Origin of the sequence: Chitinophaga alhagiae, assembly GCF_003568665.1 — a bacterium.
Classification (GTDB): domain Bacteria; phylum Bacteroidota; class Bacteroidia; order Chitinophagales; family Chitinophagaceae; genus Chitinophaga; species Chitinophaga alhagiae.
Window position 1 is genome coordinate 1167343 of the sequence record NZ_QXMH01000002.1, and the last position, 18874, is coordinate 1186216.

The following is an 18874-nucleotide window of genomic DNA, read 5'->3' on the forward strand; positions in this document are numbered from 1 at the left end:
GGACTTTAAAAGATATAACATGAAACTTTCACAACTTATATCAGGGCTCGTTTTGCTGGCAGCGCTCACGGGGTGCAGCAAAAACTACCTGGAGAGGGAAATCCCCGTCAACTACGGGGAAGACGAGATATTTGTGAGTTACGAGCGTATGAGCAAAGTAGGCTACGGTGTGTACACCTTCCTGTTCAACCGCTTCGGCTTTCACCGGATAGACAACGCCATGCTGGCCTCCGCCAGCGATGAGGCAGACCACGCGGACGTGAACTCCTCCATTCAGCGGTACAACATGGGCATCTGGAACGCCGCTTCCAACCCGGAAGACTGCTGGGCGTATTTCTACCAGGGCATCCGCAGGGCCAACCTGTTCCTGGAGAACTCCACGGACTACAAGAACATCATTTACCGCGATACCATAGACGCCGCCAACAAGGCCAAGTACGAGTACAACGTACGGGATATTGAATGGCTGCGCGCGGAAGTGCGCTTTCTCCGCGCCTTTTATCACTTTGAGCTGATCAAGCGCTACGGCGGTGTGCCCATTATGGAAAAGGCCACCGGCAATGTGGAAGAGCTGCAGGCCATGACGCGCAAGAGCTTTGACGAATGCGTGGAATACATTGTGAGCGAGTGCGATGCCGTGTTGCCCCAGCTGAAAGAGACCTGGGTAGGCTTTGACTCCGAAAGGTGGCGCGGCCGCGTTACCAGGGGCGCGGCGCTGGCCCTCAAGGCCCGCCTGCTGCTCTACGCCGCCAGCCCGCTCCACAATCCCGCTAACGATGTGGCCAAATGGAGAAGGGCGGCAGAGGCCGCCCACGCCGTAATAGCCCTCAACCGCTACTCCCTGCACACCAACTACAAAGACCTGTTCAGGCTCGGTAATGGTGCGGACGGCAACCCCGAGGTGATCTTTGCGCAGCACGGCTGGTCAAGGAACGACTTCGAGATGTATAACTATCCCATCGGGTACGACCAGGGCGGCCGCGGCAGCACATCGCCCAGCCAGAACCTGGTAGACGCCTACGATATGAAAGCCACCGGCCAGCCCATTGGCGAGCCCGGTTCCGGCTACGACCCTGCCAATCCCTATACCGGCCGGGACCCGCGCCTGGCCCTGTCTATCCTGACCAACAACACCACCTTCAAGAACAGGCCGGTGGAGTGCTGGGTAGGCGGGCTGGACGGTCTCGGTAAAACCAGGGCCACCACCACCGGTTATTACCTCCGCAAGTTTGTGGACGAAGGCCTCAACCTGGCGCAGAACCAGTCCAGCATGCATACCTGGATACTGTTCCGCTACGCCGAAGTGCTGCTGAACTATGCAGAGGCCATGAACGAAGCGTACGGCCCCGAAACCACCGGCGGCATGACGCTCACGGCCAAAAAAGCGGTAGACATGGTGCGCGCCCGTAACGGCATCCAGATGCCGCCGCTGCCGCCCGGCCTTTCTCAGGCTGAAATGCGCGAGCGCATCCGCAACGAGCGCAGGGTAGAGCTGGCCTTTGAAGAGCACCGCTTCTTTGACGTGCGCCGCTGGAAAATAGCCATGCAAACGGAGAACAAGCCCATCATGGCCATGAGCATTACCCGCAACGATAACAATACGTTCAGCTACCAGGTAGTAAAAGCGGAAGACAGGCAGTTTACCGAACGCATGTATCTGTATCCCATCCCGGAAGTAGAGGTGCTGAAAAGCAACGGCAACCTCACGCAAAACACCGGCTGGTAAAAATATTTCAGTATTGATGCTTTCAAATTAGTACGAATGAAACACACAATCCTAAAATTTTCGGCAGTGGCGGCAGTAGTATTACTGGCCGCTTGCGCCAAGGTACGCCTGTTCCCCGATACCGTTTCAGATGAAGTGCCCCAGCTGAAAGAAGCGGCCGCCCAGTTCCTGTGGATAGGCCCGGAATATAAGCTGGCACTGCAGGCCAAACTGGAAGACGGTGAAGGCATCAGCAAAGTAAGGATCAAGAACGGCGAGTGGGAAATTGATTCCGTGCTCACCGTGAACAACCAGCAGTCTTTCGCCATCAACGATACCTTTCTGGTAGTGAAAGATGTGAACGCCACCAAACACGCCGTGGAGCTGACCATCACCAACAGCAAAGGCGGCGTGGTGAAAACAACGGTAGCGGTAGAAGACCTGTCCGCGGAGAACCAGATACCGGGTTACAGCCCTGACCTGGTGCCGCCCGCCATTACGGTCACCAAACCCACGGTGACCAAATACCTGGGCTTCACCAACGATGCTATTGACCTGGAGCTGGAAGCGGATATCAAAGACACCAAGATCACTTCCGTGGAAGTAAGGGTGTGGGGCGAAACGGCCGCCGGTGAACCGCTGCTGGTGGAAGATGTGAAAACGCCTGCCAATGCGGATGAAGAAAAAGATTTCAAATATGCCAGAACGTTCTCCCTGCCCGCCGGTAAAGTAGGCGAGTACCAGTACGTGGTAAGGTCTACCGATGCCGCCGGCAACAAATCGGTAAAAGGCGGTACCATTACCGTAGGGTACATTGACAGGTTGTACCTTTCGGACGCCGAAACCGAGGCCGAGGTGCTGAACCAGGGCTTTGACCATTATGGCAACGCCCGCGGCATCGGTACCCTTCTTTCCATGAAGAAACAGGGCGCCAATACATTTGAGGCAGATTTCTATTACCGCAACGAGGCCGCGGACAACATCCGTTTTGTGGCCTTCCTCGGTACGGACATGCCTTTCATCAACAGCCAGAAACAGGTGAACTACACCCTGTCCGGTCCCAATGTAGCCGCCATGAGCGCCACGGAATCAGGCAAGATCACCACCAGCCTGGCCAGTGCAGGTTTCAAGCTGCCGGTTAGCCAGAAAGGATATTATAAAGTAACGGTAGACATGACGGCACGTACCGTGAAAGTAACGTCTTTCACACCGCCCGCGCCCGCGGATGCCACCAAGTATCCGGGGTGGACGGCCGCCAGCCCCTGGCCGTACATGGCCGTAACCGGCGCCTCTGTAGTAGGCACCAACGGCTGGACGGAAGTAGCCACCTCGCCCAAGCTGGCCAAGGAGGCAGACCATCCTTACCTCTACACCGGCACGTTCAAAACACAGGGCAACTCCGAGAACATCAGCTTCAACGCGCCAACGGCCGCCAACGCTGACGTTTGGGGCAAAGGCTGGTTCCGGATGACGGCGGCGCGCGCCAATATGAAAGACGATTACGGCAGCCTGGTTACCACCGTAGGGCCGGTAGGGCCCAGCGGCGGCGGCGCCAACTGGGGTTTCTCCCTCTCGCAGGCAGGCACCTTCAAAGTAACGTACGATATAGTTTTGCAAAGAATGAGAGCAGTCAGGACCGGCAATTAGGCCATTAACTTTTTAAAACGATCATGTTAAAATCCTTTTTTTTCTTTTTATCGGGAATCATCTGTTTTAATATGCAGCTTTTTGCGCAGGGCCGGCCAGGGCAGCACCAATACGAGGTGCTGCCTATGGCCGGCATCTGGGCCTTTAAACCAGATCCTTTTGAAACCGGCGTGAATGCCAACGGCGTACAACTGCAGCCGCAGCTGGCGGAGACCATTACACTGCCCGGCTCTACGGACGTGGGCGGCAAAGGCATCAAAACGCAGGGCATGACCTCCCTGCGCCTTACCCGCGCTTTTGAGTACAAAGGCATTGCCTGGTACGAAAAGGAAATATTTGTACCGGCGGAATGGAAGGGCAGGGAAGTAGAACTGTTCCTGGAACGCGCCCACTGGGAAACCACCGTATGGGTGAACGGCAAACCTGCCGGCCGCCGGGAAAGCCTTTCCGTGCCGCATGTATACACCGTGTCTTCCCTTATAGAACCGGGTAAAAGGAACAAGGTCAGGATCAGGGTGAACAATGACAAGATCTACGATATTGAGTACGCGCATGCCATCAGCGCGGAAACACAAACCAACTGGAACGGCATTGTAGGTAAAATAGAGCTGCGCGCTTTTGACAAGGTGCATGTGGCCGGCGTGCAGGTATACCCCGATGCCGCCGCCAAAACCGCGCGCGTGAAAGTAACGCTGCGCAACCCCGGCAAGCTGGCCGTGAACGGGCAGTTGCAGTTTGCCGTAATACCGCCGCAAAGCGGCGGGGAGGTACCTGCCGGGGGAGCGCCGGTTTCCGGGGCGGATGCTGCGGGCAAACCCGCGTTGCCGGCCCACACGGTAGCGGTAACAGGCCAGGACTCCGTGATGGTGCTCACCGCCAACGTGCCGCTGGGCAATAACATACAGTGGTGGGATGAGTTTACGCCCAACGTGTACCGCATGCAGGTGCAGCTCACCGCAATAGGCGGGGGCACGCCTTACCAAAGCGCCGCCACCGTGCCGTTCGGCGTAAGAACGCTGGCCACAAAAGGCACGCAGTTCATCTTCAATGGCCGTCCGGCTTTCATACGCGGTACGGTGAACTCTTCAGAATTTCCGCTCACCGGCTATCCGCCGGCAGACGTGGAAGAATGGATGCGCATCTTTAAAGTGTGCAAAGACTATGGCCTCAACGCCATGCGCTTTCACAGCTGGTGCCCGCCGGAAGCCGCTTTTATTGCGGCAGACAGCCTGGGCTTTTACCTGCAGGCGGAAAACCCTGACTGGCGCTTCACCGTGGGTAAAGACTCCGCCACCAACCGCTTTCTGAAAGAAGAAGGAGAGCGCATACTGGATGCCTATGGCAACCATCCCTCTTTCATCATGTTCTGCGAAGGCAACGAAATGGTAGGCCCCAAGGTGAAAGAGTTTCTCAGCGAACAGGTAACGCACTGGAAAGAATACGATCCCCGTCACCTGTACACCGGCAGCGCCGCCTACCCCATAGTGCCGGAAAGCCAGTACAACGTGTTGTACGGCGCCCGCCCGCACCGCTGGAAAGAAGGGCTGAAAAGCCGCTTCAACGTACGCCCGCTGGATACCCGGTACGATTATTCGGACTACGTGTCCAAACACCCCGTGCCCATGATCACGCACGAAATAGGGCAGTGGTGCGTATATCCCAACTTTGACGAAATACCCGCCTACACCGGCGTGTTAAAACCATACAACTACGAGCTGTTCCGCGAAATGCTGCGCGAAAGCGGCATGCTGGCACAGGCTAAAGACTTCACCATGGCTTCGGGCAAGTTCCATGTGATCATGAAAAAGGAAGAAGTGGAATCTTACCTGCGCACGCCCGGCTTTGGCGGCTACCACATGCTGCAGCTGAATGACTTCCCCGGCCAGGGCACCGCGCCGGTGGGCGTGGTAGACATTTTCTGGCGCCCCAAGCCTTACGTGACCGGCGCGGAGTTCAGCAAATTCCAGGCGGCCAGAACGCCCCTGCTCAGAACAAATACCTTCACCTACACCAGCAACCAGGCCTTTGAGGCCACTGCGCAGTTTGCCAACTTTGGCGCCGCGCCCATGGAGAACGCCGTGGTACATTGGGCACTGCAATACCCGGACGGGAAGGTGTACGCCGAAGGAGACCTGCCCGCGGCCACCATTCCCGTAGGCTCGCCGTTTACGCTCGGGGAGCTGTCCGTTCCGCTGAACAAAGTGCAGGAGGCCGTACAGCTCCAGCTGGCCATGCACGTAAAAGGAACGGCATACAGCAACCAGTGGAGCATCTGGGTGTACCCGCAGCAACTGCCCGCGCTGCCCGGCAAAGCCGTAATGGTAGCGTATAACTGGGATAACAAAGTAAAACAGTATCTTGAAAAAGGAGGGAAGGTGCTGCTGCTGGCAGATACGGCCAAAGTGCGGTCAGACGCGGACCCGGTGTTTTCCGGCATTTCCTGGAACACCGTATGGTCAGGCATGCCGCCCAACCTGCTGGGCATTCTCTGCGATCCCGCACACCCGGCGCTGAAACACTTCCCCACAGCATCCCACTCCAACTGGCAGTGGTGGGACGTGGTGCGCAATTCCAAACCCATGGTGCTGGACAGCCTGCCGTACAGCTTTACGCCGCTGGTGCAAATGGTGCCCGACTGGAACCGCCCCCGCAAGATAGGCCTGGTGTTTGAGGCCCGTGTAGGCAAAGGCAGCCTGCTGGTCACTTCTTCAGACCTGCGCAACGATATGGACAAACGCCCGGTAGCCCGGCAACTGCTGTACAGCCTGAAGGCGTACGCGCAGAGCATTGAGTTTGCGCCCACCCTGCAGGTGGATGCCGCGGTGATAGACCGGCTTTTTAAATAAGCGCAGTAGGCAACCGGATAAAAATAAAGTCGGCTACACTCGCTGGCAACAGCCTGTAGCCGCTGCACCCGCCGGTATGGTGGGTGCAACGGTCTTTTGACAAAACAAGATGAAGATGAACAGACCGTTGGACGCGCTGTGTAACGCGCCGTACAACGGTCTTTTGATAAACCCGTTACATATGAGGATGAAGAAACTATTACTGGCAGCATGGTTATGCGCAGGCACACTGTCTACCGTGTACGCGCAGGTGGGGGATACCGCCGCCTACCTGGCCGGCGTAAAGGCAGAACTGGTAAAACAATGGCCAAAGAACCGTACCATCAACCTGGTATTCCACGGCCACTCCGTACCCAGCGGTTATTTCAGAACGCCAGACGTGAGAACGATGGATGCCTACCCCATACAGGTACTGGCCGCCGTGAAAGAGCGCTTCCCCAACGCGGTGGTGAACGCCATTACCACCTCCATTGGCGGAGAAAACTCCGAACAGGGAGAGAAACGCTTCAAAAAAGATGTGCTGGTACACAGGCCTGACGTGCTGTTCATAGACTATGCGCTGAATGACAGGGGCATTGGCCTGGAAAGATCACGCAAGGCCATGGAAAAGATGATCAGGCTGGCGCTGAAGAAACACATCCCCGTCATACTGCTCACCCCCTCGCCAGACCTGCAGGTAGATCTCCTGAAAGACGGCAATATACTGGAGCAGCATGCCAGCCAGCTGAAAGCCCTGGCGGCGCAGTACAAGATAGGGCTGGCAGACAGCTATGCCGCCTTCAAGGCCGTAGCCGCGCAGGGGCAGCCCTTAAAAGAGCTGATGGCCCAAAGCAACCATCCTAACAGGCAGGGCCACACGCTGATAGCACAACAGGTTTTAACTTACTTCGGACAGTTATGATAAGCAGATCGAAAATGATGGCGGTGCTGCTGCTTTGTATAGCAGGCGCCGCCGGGCAGGGTATTGCACAAAAGAAAGTGACGCGCCGGCCCGATGCGGCCGTGCTGCAGGTGGCGGACCAGGCGCTGCGGGAGTCTGTACAGCAGTACAAATTGCTGATGCGGCAGTTGCCGCCTGAAAAATTGCCGCGTACATATGAAAAGGGCCAGTTGCTTACCGTAACGCCCTACGCGTGGATCAGCGGGTTTTACCCCGGCTCCGTGCTCTACCTGTACGAGTACGCGCAAGATACGGCGCTGCTGCGGGAAGGGGTGGAAAGGCTCCGGCAGCAGGAAAAGCTGCAGACCGTTACCGCCAACCACGACCTCGGTTTTATGATGTATTGCAGCGTGGGCAACGGCTACCGCCTGTTCGGCAAACCGCATGACAAAGACGTGCTGGTACAGTCCGCCAGATCACTGGCCAGCCGCTTCTACCCGAAAGTAGGCTGCATCAAAAGCTGGGACAGCGTAAGATCGCTGGACGGCAAGCGCATGCTGCAGTTCCCCGTGATCATAGACAATATGATGAACCTGGAGCTGCTGTTCTTTGCCTCCCGCGTAACGGGAGACCCCGTTTACCGCAACATTGCCGTAACGCATACGGAAACCACTTTAAAGCACCATTTCCGGCCTGACTACAGCAGCTACCACGTAGTGAACTACGATGGTGAAACAGGGGCCGTAAAAAGCCAGGAAACGCAGCAGGGTTTTTCTGACAACTCCACCTGGTCACGCGGGCAGGCATGGGCCATCTACGGCTTTACCATGGTGTACCGCGAAACCGGCAATAAAAAATACCTGAAAGCCGCGCGCAGGATGGCAGACTTTTTCCTGCACCATCCCAACCTGCCGGCAGATAAAGTGCCCTACTGGGACTTTAACGTAGGCCAGCCGGGTTATGATCCTGACTGGAACTTTGACCCGCAGCGCTACCCCGAAGTGCCGCGAGACGCTTCGGCGGCGGCCGTGGTATCTTCCGCGCTGATAGAGCTGTCTGGCTACGTAAAAGGAAAAGCCGGCAGCGAATACCTGCACGCGGCGGAAGCCATGCTGCGCTCCTTAAGCTCCCCGCAATACCGCGCGGCGGCGGGGGAGAACGGCGGCTTCATCCTGAAACATGCTTCCGGCGGCGTGCCGGGCAATGTGGAAGTAGACGTGCCGCTGTCTTACGCGGACTATTATTACCTGGAAGCGCTGATGCGGTACAGGGCGTTGGGGAAATTGCAGTGAATGTGATGTTTCCCGGAACAAGGCATTGTGCAAATTGAAGTAAACGTGCCACTGTCAGATACAGCAGTGCCTCCGCTATTACAGGACTTTATTCACCTTCACAGGCATACGTGGAGAACAAAGGAAGATCATGAACAGGAAGATGATAAAAAGACTATTCGCACTCACAGCTTTGTTATGCATATTGTCCGCTGCCGCCCATGCGCAGCTGGATACGATAGTAAACCGCTATAAAACTTACCTGCTGCGTACCGGCGAGCCGCAGCCCGCCATAGCGCAGAACTGGGCCGCTACGCTGAACGCAAACGGCCAATGGCCGGACGTGCCGTATAACGATAAGGAGCTGTCCGGCTGGAAGGTGACCCTCCACCTGGCGCGCGTGCGGGACATGGCGTTGGCCTGGGCGCACCCGGCCTCCGCCGCTTACCATCAGCCGCAATTGCTGGAAAAAGCCGGCCAGGCGCTTGACCATTGGCTGGCCCGCCGTTACCAGAGCGCCAACTGGTGGCATAACGAAATAGGCGTGCCCCGTTACATGCGGGACATTATTGTACTGCTCCGCGGCCAGATGGACACGGCGCGGCTGCGGCAATCCCTGGAAGTGATGGCGCAGTTGCGCGTGCATGAAAACTACGTGGGCAGCAACCTCATCTGGTGCGCAGACCTGGGCCTGAACTACGCCGCCCTTACCGGCAACGAAAAAATGGTGCAGCACTGCCTCCGCCTCATCCTGAAAGAAATACAGATCAGTACCGGGGAAGGCGTGAAGCCGGATCAGAGTTTTTACCAGCATGGCGCGCGCCTGCAAATGTACCAGTACGGCGAGGCCTTTCTGACGGAAAGCGTGCGCGTAGCCTGGCAGCTGCGTGGCACGCCGCAGGCCTTCCCGCAGGAGAAAATAGACATCCTCAGCAACTTTGCGCTGAAAGGCTGGCAATGGATGGGCAGGGGCATTCATACCGTGCCCGGTACCATGGACCGTTCTTCTTCCCGCGTGGGAGAAATGCATGGCGCGGAGCTGCGCCCCACTATTCCCTTCCTGGCGGAGCTGCAGCCGCATGAAGCCGCCGCATTGGCCCGCATGGCGGCCATACAGAACGGTAAAGGCGCGCTGAACGGTCATCGCCATTACCCTTATGCAGATTTTACGGCGTACCACCGCCCCGGCTTCAGCATGTTCCTGAAAACCATTTCTACGCGCACGCTGGCCACGGAATCTATCAACAACGAAAACCTCAAGGGCCGCCTGCTCAACAGCGGAGACGCGTACCTGGTACGCAACGGCCTGGAATATTATAACATGATGCCCGTGTGGGACTATACCGCCCTGCCCGGCATCACCGCGTTCAAAGGAGCGGACCACATAGCGCGGCGCCCCTTTACCGGCGGCGTGAGTGACAGCACCAGCGGCCTTACCGCCATGGATTATGACCTGCAGAACAAAACAGGCAACCAGCGCCTGACCGCGCGCAAATACTGGGCCTTTCACGGCAACATGGCGGTATGCCTCATGGCAGGGCTGCAGGCGCAGGGGATTACGGGCGATGTATACACCGCCCTGGACCAGTGCCGCGTACAAGGCCCCGTTACCATCAACAAGGCGGGGCGGGTATTGCAGCCGGGTGTACACCCGGTAGAGCAGCTCAAATGGGTACACCATGCCGGGTTTGCCTATATACCGCTGCAACCGGCCGCTTTCAACATACGGCTGGAAGAAGTGACCGGCGCATGGTCTGCCGTTAACGCGTCTGAACCTGCTACCCCGGTCACGGAAAAAGTGTTCAGCCCCGTCATGCTGCACCGCGGGCGGCCCAACACCGGTTATGCCCTTGCTTTCTGCGAAAAGCCCGCGCAGGCCGCCAAACTGGCCAAACGCCCGCAGTGGAAAGTATTGCGGAACGATACCACCTGCCAGGCCGTACTGTTTAAAGACGGCACCCTGATGGCCGCGTTCTACGCGCCGGGAGAAGCGGGCGGCATTGCCGTAGACCAGCCCTGCCTGGTGATGCGGAAAAAGAACAACATCCACCTCAGCGACCCCGCGCAGAAAGGTATAACGGTCAATGTGACCGTGCGTCATACAACCAAGGCAGTTACCCTTCCGAAAGACGGGTTTGCCGTAAAACTGGCGGAATGAGGAGCAACCGGATATGGATATGGACATTGCTCTGCTGCCTGCCCGCCCTGCAAACGCGGGCGCAGGAACGGGAGCAGATAGCGCTGAAAGGCGCCTGGCAGTTCAGGATAGACAGTGCCGGCAAGGGCCTGCGGGAAAACTGGCAGCGCACGGCGTTTGCGGAAACGGTACAGTTGCCCGGTACCATGGAAGAGAACAAAAAAGGGCGGCCGGTGCAAAAGGCATCGCCCCAATACCTGAACCAGACGTGGCAATACGCCGGGGCCGCCTGGTACCGGAAAGAAATAGACATCCCCGCATCGTGGAGCGGCCGGCAAACACAGCTGTTCCTGGAACGTACCAAGGCCACACAGGTGTGGGTAGATGGCCAACCGGCAGGGGAGAGCACCCTGCTTTCCGCCCCGCAGGTATACCGCCTTGGCCACCTGCTGACGCCCGGCCGGCACACCCTCACCATTATGGTGAACAACGACCCGAAGCTGCTGCCCGTAGGCGGCTCCCACATCCTCAGCGAGCATACGCAAACCAACTGGAACGGCATCATCGGCAACATGTACGTGGAAGCGCTGCCCGCCGTTGAAATAACGCAGGTGCGCATTACGCCGGATGTAAAGGGCCGCCGCGCATTGGTACGGCTGCTGGTACGCAACCATCTTTCCGCTGCCCGAACGGCTACGCTGGAGTTGCAGGCCGCTTTGTGGAACAGCGCCCGCAAACACAATGTCCCGCCGCTGCGGCAGGCCGTGCAGCTGCAAGGCAGGGATACGGTGCTGGAGTTTTCTTACCCCCTCGGCCCGCGGGCCGCCCTGTGGAGCGAATATACCCCTGCGCTGTACCGGCTGAACATCACCCTGCGGAATGGGGATAAAATACTGGACCGCTCTGTTGCGGACTTTGGCCTGCGGGCGTTCAAAACCGCCGGTACGCACTTTACCATCAACGGCGTGATCACTTTTCTGCGCGGCAAGAACGACGGCTGCATTTTTCCCCTCACCGGCTACCCGCCAACAGATACGGCGGCCTGGCGCCGGTTGTACCGCATTGCCAAAAGCTATGGCATCAACCACTACCGTTTTCATTCCTACACCCCGCCGCAGGCCGCTTTTACCGCGGCAGACGTGGAGGGTATTTACATACAGGCGGAACTGCCCAACTGGTCTGACTTCAAGGTGGCAGACACCTTCCGGGCCGGTTTCCAGTTGCGGGAAGGCCTGGCCATACTGGACGCCTGCGGCAACCATCCGTCTTTTGTGATGTGTACCCTGGGCAATGAGCTGAGCGGGGATGAGGCGGTACACAACCGCCTGGCGGCCGCGCTCAGGGCGCATGATACGCGCCGCCTTTACGCCCGCGGCACCAACGCGTTCTATGCAGACCCCAAACCCGGCCCTGCAGATGATTTCTGGGTAACCATGCGCACGGGCAAAGAATCCCCGCAGCGGGAAACGGACGTACGCGGCTCTTTTGCTACTACGGAAGATGTGGAGAACGGCCTGCTCAATGCCTGCCCGCCATCCACCCGCCGCAACTTTGCCGCCGCGCTGCAAGGCTTCGGCCTGCCCATTGTAGGCCATGAGACCGGGCAATACCAGGTATACCCGGACTATCAGGAAATACCCCGCTACACCGGCGTGCTGAAAGCCGCCAACCTGGGCATATTCAGGGAAAGGCTGCAAAAAGCCGGCATGGGCGGCCAGGCGGAAGATTTCTTCAAAGCCTCCGGGAAACTGACGGCCCTGCTGTACCGCGAAGAAATAGAGATGGTGTTCAGAACGCCCGGCATGGCCGGTTTTCAGCTGCTTGACCTGCAGGATTTTCCCGGCCAGGGCACGGCGCTGGTAGGGTTGCTAAACGCTTTTATGGAAAGCAAAGGGCTGATAGATACCGCAGCGTTCCGCAGCTTCAACAGTGATGTGGTGCTGCAATTGCTCATGGACAAATACACCTGGAGCAACCAGGAAACCTATACCGCAGACGTGCAGCTGGTGAATTACAGCGGCGCCGCCCTGCGCAACAAGACCATCCGCTGGCAGGCCCTTGACGGCGGCCGGGTAGTGGGGCAGGGCAGCCTGTCCGTACCATTGGCCCGCAACGGCGGCATTCAGCCCGCGGGCCGCATCCGCCTGCCCCTGCAGCGGGTTACGGCCGCCGCCAAACTGACCGTTCGCCTGACGGCTGCCGGGGTGCGCGCGGTGGAATACCCGGTGTGGGTGTACCCGCCGCAGGCGGAGGTGTTTCCCGGCAAAAGCGCAGCGCTGGCCGCCCCCGGTGCGGAGCAAATTGCCGACGGTATAACCGGCGCGGCGGGCAACCAGCCCCAGGCAACCGCAGGCATCACCATTGCCACCGCCCTCACGCCGCAGGTAACAGCGGTCTTGAACAACGGCGGAAAAGTGCTGCTCTTCCCAGACCATGATGCCGTGAAAAGCAAGTCCGTAGGCCCGCAGTTCATTGCCGAGTTCTGGAACTGGCTGGTGTTCAAAGGCGGGGCGGAACGTATGAAAAGGCCGGTATCTGCCGGTACGCTGGGCATTCTCACAGACCCGGCGCATCCGCTGTTCCGGCATTTCCCAACAGAGTTCCATACCAACTGGCAATGGTGGCATATTCTCAAGAATGCCCGCCCGCTGGTGCTGGACAAAACAGATACCGCTTACCGGCCCATTGTGCAGGTGATAGACAATATTGACCGCAACCACAAGCTGGGCCTCATCTTTGAATGCCGCGTAGGCAAAGGCAGCCTGCTGGTGTGCATGGCCAACCTGCCCGCTATCCGGCAACAGCCCGAAGCCCGGCAGTTGTATCACAGCATCCTGGAGTACATGCGCAGCGCGCGCTTCCAGCCGCGGGCCGGCTTCAGCATGGCGCAATTAGAGGAGATCTTATAAAACGAAAACAGATGTTACACATTCGCCGCATACTCATTTTTTTATTTTGCCTGGCCGCCATCCCTTCAACGGCGCAGCGGCTTAAAACCAACAAAAAGCTATTGAGAACGGTAGCGCAAAGCCAGCGTACCGCCGCGGCGCAATACAAGTTGCTTATGCGGCAGCTGCCGCTTGACCGCTTTCCGGTAACGTACTACGAAAAAACGGACAAGCTGGTGACCAGCGGCTCCGAGCCATGGGTAGGCGGCTTTTACCCCGGCGCGCTCTTCTACCTCTACGAGGGCACCAAAGACACGGCGCTCTTTAATGAGGCCCTGCGCAAACTGGGGCCCATGGAGAAAGAACAGTTCAACAAAACCACGCACGACCTGGGTTTTATGATGTACTGCTCCTTTGGCAACGCCAAACGCATTGCGCCCCGCCCGGAGTATGACCAGGTGTTGATCAACAGCGCCAAATCCCTCTGCACGCGCTTCTCCGAAAAGGTAGGCTGCATCCGCTCCTGGGATTCCGATGCCGCGCGTTTTATGGTGATCATAGACAATATGGTGAACCTGGAGCTGTTATTTGCCGCTACCCGCCTCACCGGGGACTCCACGTATTACAAGGTGGCCGTAACCCATGCCAATACCACCATGCAGCACCACTTCCGGCCGGATTACAGCGCTCACCACCTGGTGATCTACAACCCCGCCACCGGCGCCGTGTCTAAAAAACAGACCGTGCAGGGCGCGTCAGACAGCTCCGCCTGGTCTCGCGGGCAGGCCTGGGGCCTGTACGGCTATACCGTCATGTACCGGGAAACAAAAGATAAAAAATACCTCGATCAGGCCAACCATATTGCGCAATTCATACTGCAGCACCCTAACCTGCCGGCAGACAAGATCCCGTACTGGGACTTCAACGCCCCCGGCATCCCCAACGTGCCGAGAGACGTTTCCGCCGGCGCGGTGATCTGCTCCGCCCTGTTTGAACTGGCCAGGTACGCAGACCGCCCAACGGCCAAAACATATTTCAAGGCGGCGGAAAGCATGCTGAAAGCCATGTGCTCGCCCGCTTACCTGGCGGCCGCCGGCACCAACGGCGGTTTGCTGCTGCTGCATGGCGTGGGCAACCACCCCCGTAACGCAGACATTGACGTGCCGCTGATTTACGCCGATTATTATTTCACGGAGGCCATGCGCCGTTACCAGCAGTGGTAAGCAACATAGAATTGTTATATTTACAACAAAGGCATTATGACGAGATCGTTCCCCAGCCCCAACCGTTCATTGAAGGAATATGGCATTTCGATGAAAATCTGACAACAATGTAGCCGGTTTTTCATACCTGTGTGGTCTTAATTGCAAATTGATACCCGCGTGACAGCCCAGATCAAAAAAAGAAGCTACTGGCTGAAAGTTTTCCTGGCATATGCTGCAGTAGAAGCCTGTATTCAGCTGCTGCTCTGGTTGGTGCTGAACCACTTTGGCGGTAGCCCGATAAGCATCCTGGAGTTCCATGTTGTGATGTGGGTTTTTCAATGCCTGCTGGCCTGGCCCATATGGTTAGTGGCCTGGAAAGCGACCCGCTACCCCGTGCTGGCCCAGGTCATTATCAACCTGGCCTTTTACGTGGTGTACAGCTTTGCCTGGTTCGGGCCGGTGCAGGATGGCATTGCGTTCTGCTTTGACCAGCTGCAGCAGCTCACAAGAGCCCCCGGCAACAGGATCACCCCTTATGTTGACAGGGCCGATCAGTACTGGATACTAAATTACCAGTTGCTGAAGCATGGTTTCAGACTGGGCTGGTTTTTCCTTGCATTATATTTTTATCATTACCTGCTGGCGGAAAAAAAGCGGATGCAGCTGGCGCTTGCCAACAAAGAACTGCAGCTGGACGCATTTAAATGGCGGCTGAACCCCGGTTTTTACCTCAACACGATCAGCTACCTGCAACGTATTGCCAGGCAGAAGCCCAGGCTGGCCTCACAGCCCATTCTGAAGCTGGCGGATGTAATGGAGTATGTGATTTACGAAGCAAAAGAGAAAGAAGTATGGCTGCTGCGGGAAGTCCATTTTTTGCAACAATACCTGCAGCTGCTGAACGGCCAGCACGGCAGTACCATATTTACCCTGGAAGTGCAGGGGAAGCCGGGAGAGCAAAAGATGCAGCCGCTATTGCTGACCGGGCTGGTAGATAAAGTATGCCTGGTGAATGATCAAAACAGTGAATGGCGGATCAGTTTGTCATTTTCCGCTGAAGAACTGACGGCGGAATTTACCGGGCAGTTCAACAACATGCCCGATCTGGGATTTGAACAGGCTTTTTCCACGCCGGAAAGAACGCCAACCGGCATTGCAGTAAAGATAAAACTACATGCGCCTCAAAGATCATGATACGGTAAAGTTCTGGGCCCGGTGCTTTCTGCTGTACGCCATGGCTGAAGCGGCATACGGCATGATAGAGTATGCCACTACGTATTATTTTTGTGAGCATTGCGTATTGCCGTTCCCTTTTTACCTGCTTAACTGGTTGGCAGGGCTGGCCTTTGTGCTGGTTGTATGGTATTGCCTGAACAAGATCTATTACTATGCCCTGTGGAAAGCAGTGGCCCTGAACGTGCTTATTTTTGCAGGGTACATGCTGGTATGGGTATGCTGGGAATATGCTGTTTTTCATGCCGGCCCGCAGTGGCTGACAGGCCCGGCAAGGTACAATTCAAATTCTTTCCCGGAACTTATATATGCTTCCTGGAGCGACATCGGTAAATATACGTTCCGCCTGGCCATCTTTTATGCGCTCCGGTTTTATTATGAGTACAGGAAAACAGAGCGGCAGCATCTCCAGCTGGCGCTGATCAATAAAGACATGCAGCTGCATGCCATCAGGCAGCAGCTGAATCCCCATTTTTATTTCAATACGCTGAATAATTTATACGGCCTGGCCAGGGAAGATGATAAGAGGCTGCCCCCGGCGCTGGACCAATTGGCCAACATCATGCGTTATGTTATAACGGATAGCAGCCATAAAGCCGTACCGCTTGCCCGGGAGCTGACCTTTCTGCAAAGTTATATAGCGCTGGAAAGACTGCGGTACGAAGATGATATACTGATCGAAATGGATATTGCCGGCCGGCCCAACGGGCAAATGATCTCCCCGCTGCTGCTGGTGCAGTTTGTGGAGAATGCCTTTAAGCATGGCATGAAAGATAAATCCGGCAATAGCTGGATCAGGATCAAACTGAACATTGAAAAAGACGGGATCATGTTCACCATACAAAACAGCAGCATGGAAAAGGCGTTTACGGACGGGGTTGGCGTTACCGCCGTAAAGCAGCTCCTGCACCTGGAGTATGGCAGCAAACATGAACTGACCATACAATCCCGGGACAATATTTTTGCAGTGATGTTAAAAATAAACCGATGAAAAAGATCGCCTGTATTATTATTGATGATGAGCCTATTGCCCGCCGCATACTGGAAGATTATATCAGTGCGGACGGCAGGCTGTGGTTGCAGGGCAGTTATAAAAAGGCCGCTGACGCAGTGGCGGCTATAGCGGAACATAACATAGAACTGATATTTCTGGACATTAACATGCCCGGCCTCAACGGCTTCCAGTTTTTGAAAACCATGTCCCGTCCGCCCGCAGTAGTGTTCACTACCGCCTACCGGGAGTTTGCCTTGCAGGGCTTTGATGCCGATGCTGTTGATTATTTGCTAAAGCCCATTACGCAGGAACGTTTTTTCCTGGCCATAGATAAAGCGTTCCGTCTGTTGAGGGCCGCTGTTCCAGATGCTTCTGCCAATGATTGCTGCTTTGTAAGGTCTGACGGGATGCTGTTGAAGGTCTTGTACCGGGATATTTTGTTTATTGAAGCGCTGAAAGAATACGTAAAAATAGTAACCCGTGAAAAGCCCGTTATTACCTATCACACACTTTCCGGCCTGGAAGAAAAAATGCCGCCCGGGATGTTTTACAGGATACACCGTTCCTATCTGGTCAATATCCATGCGGTAGACGGAATTGACGGCGCTCTTGTCAGAATAGGGAAGCATGAGCTGCCGCTCAGCCGCGAAGAGCGGGATACGTTCACCCAATTTATTACGCAGGGAAAGATCATCTCGAAGAACAAGCCCGGCTGAATAATAGCCGTTAATTGAAATTATCTGCCCTTTCGTTGAAAACCCTTGCCGTGTATAGACATTGGGCTGTAGCTTAGCTCCATATGAAACTCCAAAGGCATATTTCGGTATGGCTGCTTGGCATGCTCTCCCTTGGCTGCCAGAAAAAAGATGGCCCCAATATTAAAAGCAACGAAGAAGACGTTGTGAAAATGATAGGAATACTGCTGCCTGCCGTACAGAAGGCAAGCGAGCGCGCCACATGGGAACCCGCGGGTAGCGGGCTGCATCGGTCAAAAATCACACTAACGGAAGAAGAGCGTACCCGGATGCATAGAACGGTTGGCGCGCCAGACATCAGGATCTTCATAGAAGGAGATACGGCAAAGAACGGGCGCAGCCTGCCTTATACAAAATTGCTGGAGGAAAAGTCGAGGATCGTGTACTACTATGAGTGGGACGGCCAAAATATCATCCTCTACCGCCAGTTCTCCGGCAGCCCGGAAAGAAAGGGCGAAATAGAGATAATATCCACCAGCTGGGGCTGGTCTTCCATCTACCCGGATTTTCCACTGGATATGAAAGCCGCCGAACAGCAACGGTTAATGGCGCTCTTGCTCCCCGCCGTGCAGAAAGTAAGGGATGTTGGGCACCTCAAGCTGGTAAAAGATGGTGTGCTTGCCACGGAAACCACCTTCACGGACGAAGAATCCCGGAACATGGACCAGGCCATCGGCAAGCCCGATGTCAGGATATTTCTTGCGGGAGACACTGCAAAAGACGGCAGAAGCATGCCTTATACCACGCTGTTGCCCGGCAGCGCTACCCGGGTGGTTTATTACTATGAACGGGTGGGGCAGCAGCTGATCATCCGTTATCAGTCCACCGGCTCACCAACGGCCGGCGCGGCCGCCGTTGAAAGTATCAGCATGAACTATGTGAAAATCAAATTCTAACATCACTTTAAATCCTACAGCTATGAAAATGATATGGGCCCTGGCGGCCGTAATATTTTTCTTCCCCGGCTGCAAAAAAGGGGAGAAACCTTCAGAGCCGCAGGCAGCCCTGGTGGGCTATTGGAAGGGCGTCTTTGCAAGAGACAGCGGCAGTAAAATAGATGGCCTCTATATTTTGTTCCGGACAGGCGGAACGGTGAGGATATATGACATGAATTTGGAAACAGACACCGCTGCAACAAGTGGAGTAAGCCGATGGGAATCGACTTACTCCACCAGCGGTAAAACTGTTGTGATAAAGGGCGTTGTTTACACGTTTACAGGACAAATAAATGACGGGTTTTATAAGATAGAAGGGACTTTTGAGGACAAGTTCCTTAATACCGGTACTTTCAGCGTAACCAGGTAATTGTGTTT

General features: G+C 56.1%; 13 protein-coding genes. All 13 read left to right on the plus strand.

Annotated features, from left to right (window positions below; genetic code table 11):
• The first annotated feature begins 19 nt into the window (after nt 1-19).
• The gene (locus D3A97_RS15640) at nt 20-1726 is read left to right on the plus strand and encodes a RagB/SusD family nutrient uptake outer membrane protein (RefSeq protein ID WP_119079399.1); all 1707 of its coding nucleotides are present in this window, start codon (nt 20-22) and stop codon (nt 1724-1726) included.
• 36 nt (nt 1727-1762) lie between these two features.
• Nucleotides 1763-3352, plus strand: a complete 1590-nt coding sequence (locus D3A97_RS15645) for a hypothetical protein (protein ID WP_119079400.1) — start codon at nt 1763-1765, stop codon at nt 3350-3352.
• Nucleotides 3353-3423: 71 nt separating this feature from the next.
• Nucleotides 3424-6198: a DUF8487 domain-containing protein gene (locus tag D3A97_RS15650; protein ID WP_232825981.1), complete on the plus strand. Its 2775-nt coding sequence runs from the start codon at nt 3424-3426 to the stop codon at nt 6196-6198.
• 187 nt (nt 6199-6385) lie between these two features.
• Nucleotides 6386-7099: an SGNH/GDSL hydrolase family protein gene (locus D3A97_RS15655; RefSeq protein ID WP_232825982.1), complete on the plus strand. Its 714-nt coding sequence runs from the start codon at nt 6386-6388 to the stop codon at nt 7097-7099.
• Nucleotides 7096-8370 carry a glycoside hydrolase family 88 protein gene (locus D3A97_RS15660; protein ID WP_198674011.1) on the plus strand — a complete coding sequence of 425 codons (1275 nt, stop codon included), beginning with the start codon at nt 7096-7098 and terminating at the stop codon, nt 8368-8370. The genes D3A97_RS15655 and D3A97_RS15660 overlap by 4 nt, the downstream gene beginning before the upstream one ends.
• 130 nt (nt 8371-8500) lie before the next feature.
• Nucleotides 8501-10507: a polysaccharide lyase family 8 super-sandwich domain-containing protein gene (locus D3A97_RS15665; protein WP_232825983.1), complete on the plus strand. Its 2007-nt coding sequence runs from the start codon at nt 8501-8503 to the stop codon at nt 10505-10507.
• Nucleotides 10504-13395 (plus strand): glycoside hydrolase family 2 protein, encoded by a 2892-nt coding sequence (locus D3A97_RS15670; RefSeq protein WP_119079404.1) that lies wholly within the window; start codon nt 10504-10506, stop codon nt 13393-13395. Before D3A97_RS15665 ends, D3A97_RS15670 begins: the two co-directional genes overlap by 4 nt.
• A gap of 11 nt (nt 13396-13406) precedes the next feature.
• Nucleotides 13407-14597 carry a YyaL domain-containing protein gene (locus tag D3A97_RS15675; RefSeq protein WP_119079405.1) on the plus strand — a complete coding sequence of 397 codons (1191 nt, stop codon included), beginning with the start codon at nt 13407-13409 and terminating at the stop codon, nt 14595-14597.
• 159 nt (nt 14598-14756) lie between these two features.
• Nucleotides 14757-15773 (plus strand): sensor histidine kinase, encoded by a 1017-nt coding sequence (locus D3A97_RS15680; protein WP_157986577.1) that lies wholly within the window; start codon nt 14757-14759, stop codon nt 15771-15773.
• Nucleotides 15754-16803, plus strand: a complete 1050-nt coding sequence (locus D3A97_RS15685; RefSeq protein WP_119079407.1) for a sensor histidine kinase — start codon at nt 15754-15756, stop codon at nt 16801-16803. Before D3A97_RS15680 ends, D3A97_RS15685 begins: the two co-directional genes overlap by 20 nt.
• Nucleotides 16800-17522 carry a LytR/AlgR family response regulator transcription factor gene (locus D3A97_RS15690; protein WP_119079408.1) on the plus strand — a complete coding sequence of 241 codons (723 nt, stop codon included), beginning with the start codon at nt 16800-16802 and terminating at the stop codon, nt 17520-17522. Before D3A97_RS15685 ends, D3A97_RS15690 begins: the two co-directional genes overlap by 4 nt.
• Before the next feature lie 83 nt (nt 17523-17605).
• Nucleotides 17606-18457 (plus strand): hypothetical protein, encoded by an 852-nt coding sequence (locus D3A97_RS15695; RefSeq protein ID WP_119079409.1) that lies wholly within the window; start codon nt 17606-17608, stop codon nt 18455-18457.
• A gap of 22 nt (nt 18458-18479) precedes the next feature.
• Complete coding sequence (locus tag D3A97_RS15700; RefSeq protein ID WP_119079410.1) at nt 18480-18866, plus strand: hypothetical protein; 387 nt, start codon at nt 18480-18482, stop codon at nt 18864-18866.
• Nucleotides 18867-18874: the final 8 nt, after the last annotated feature.

Bases quoted from the DNA above. Each gene is read 5' to 3' on its own strand.
- D3A97_RS15670 (WP_119079404.1), top strand. From the start codon at position 10,504: ATGAGGAGCAACCGGATATGGATATGGACATTGCTCTGCTGCCTGCCC.
- D3A97_RS15690 (WP_119079408.1), top strand. From the start codon at position 16,800: ATGAAAAAGATCGCCTGTATTATTATTGATGATGAGCCTATTGCCCGC.
- D3A97_RS15660 (WP_198674011.1), top strand. From the start codon at position 7,096: ATGATAAGCAGATCGAAAATGATGGCGGTGCTGCTGCTTTGTATAGCA.
- D3A97_RS15655 (WP_232825982.1), top strand. From the start codon at position 6,386: ATGAAGAAACTATTACTGGCAGCATGGTTATGCGCAGGCACACTGTCT.
- D3A97_RS15665 (WP_232825983.1), top strand. From the start codon at position 8,501: ATGAACAGGAAGATGATAAAAAGACTATTCGCACTCACAGCTTTGTTA.
- D3A97_RS15700 (WP_119079410.1), top strand. From the start codon at position 18,480: ATGAAAATGATATGGGCCCTGGCGGCCGTAATATTTTTCTTCCCCGGC.
- D3A97_RS15640 (WP_119079399.1), top strand. From the start codon at position 20: ATGAAACTTTCACAACTTATATCAGGGCTCGTTTTGCTGGCAGCGCTC.
- D3A97_RS15695 (WP_119079409.1), top strand. From the start codon at position 17,606: ATGAAACTCCAAAGGCATATTTCGGTATGGCTGCTTGGCATGCTCTCC.
- D3A97_RS15650 (WP_232825981.1), top strand. From the start codon at position 3,424: ATGCAGCTTTTTGCGCAGGGCCGGCCAGGGCAGCACCAATACGAGGTG.
- D3A97_RS15685 (WP_119079407.1), top strand. From the start codon at position 15,754: ATGCGCCTCAAAGATCATGATACGGTAAAGTTCTGGGCCCGGTGCTTT.
- D3A97_RS15645 (WP_119079400.1), top strand. From the start codon at position 1,763: ATGAAACACACAATCCTAAAATTTTCGGCAGTGGCGGCAGTAGTATTA.
- D3A97_RS15675 (WP_119079405.1), top strand. From the start codon at position 13,407: ATGTTACACATTCGCCGCATACTCATTTTTTTATTTTGCCTGGCCGCC.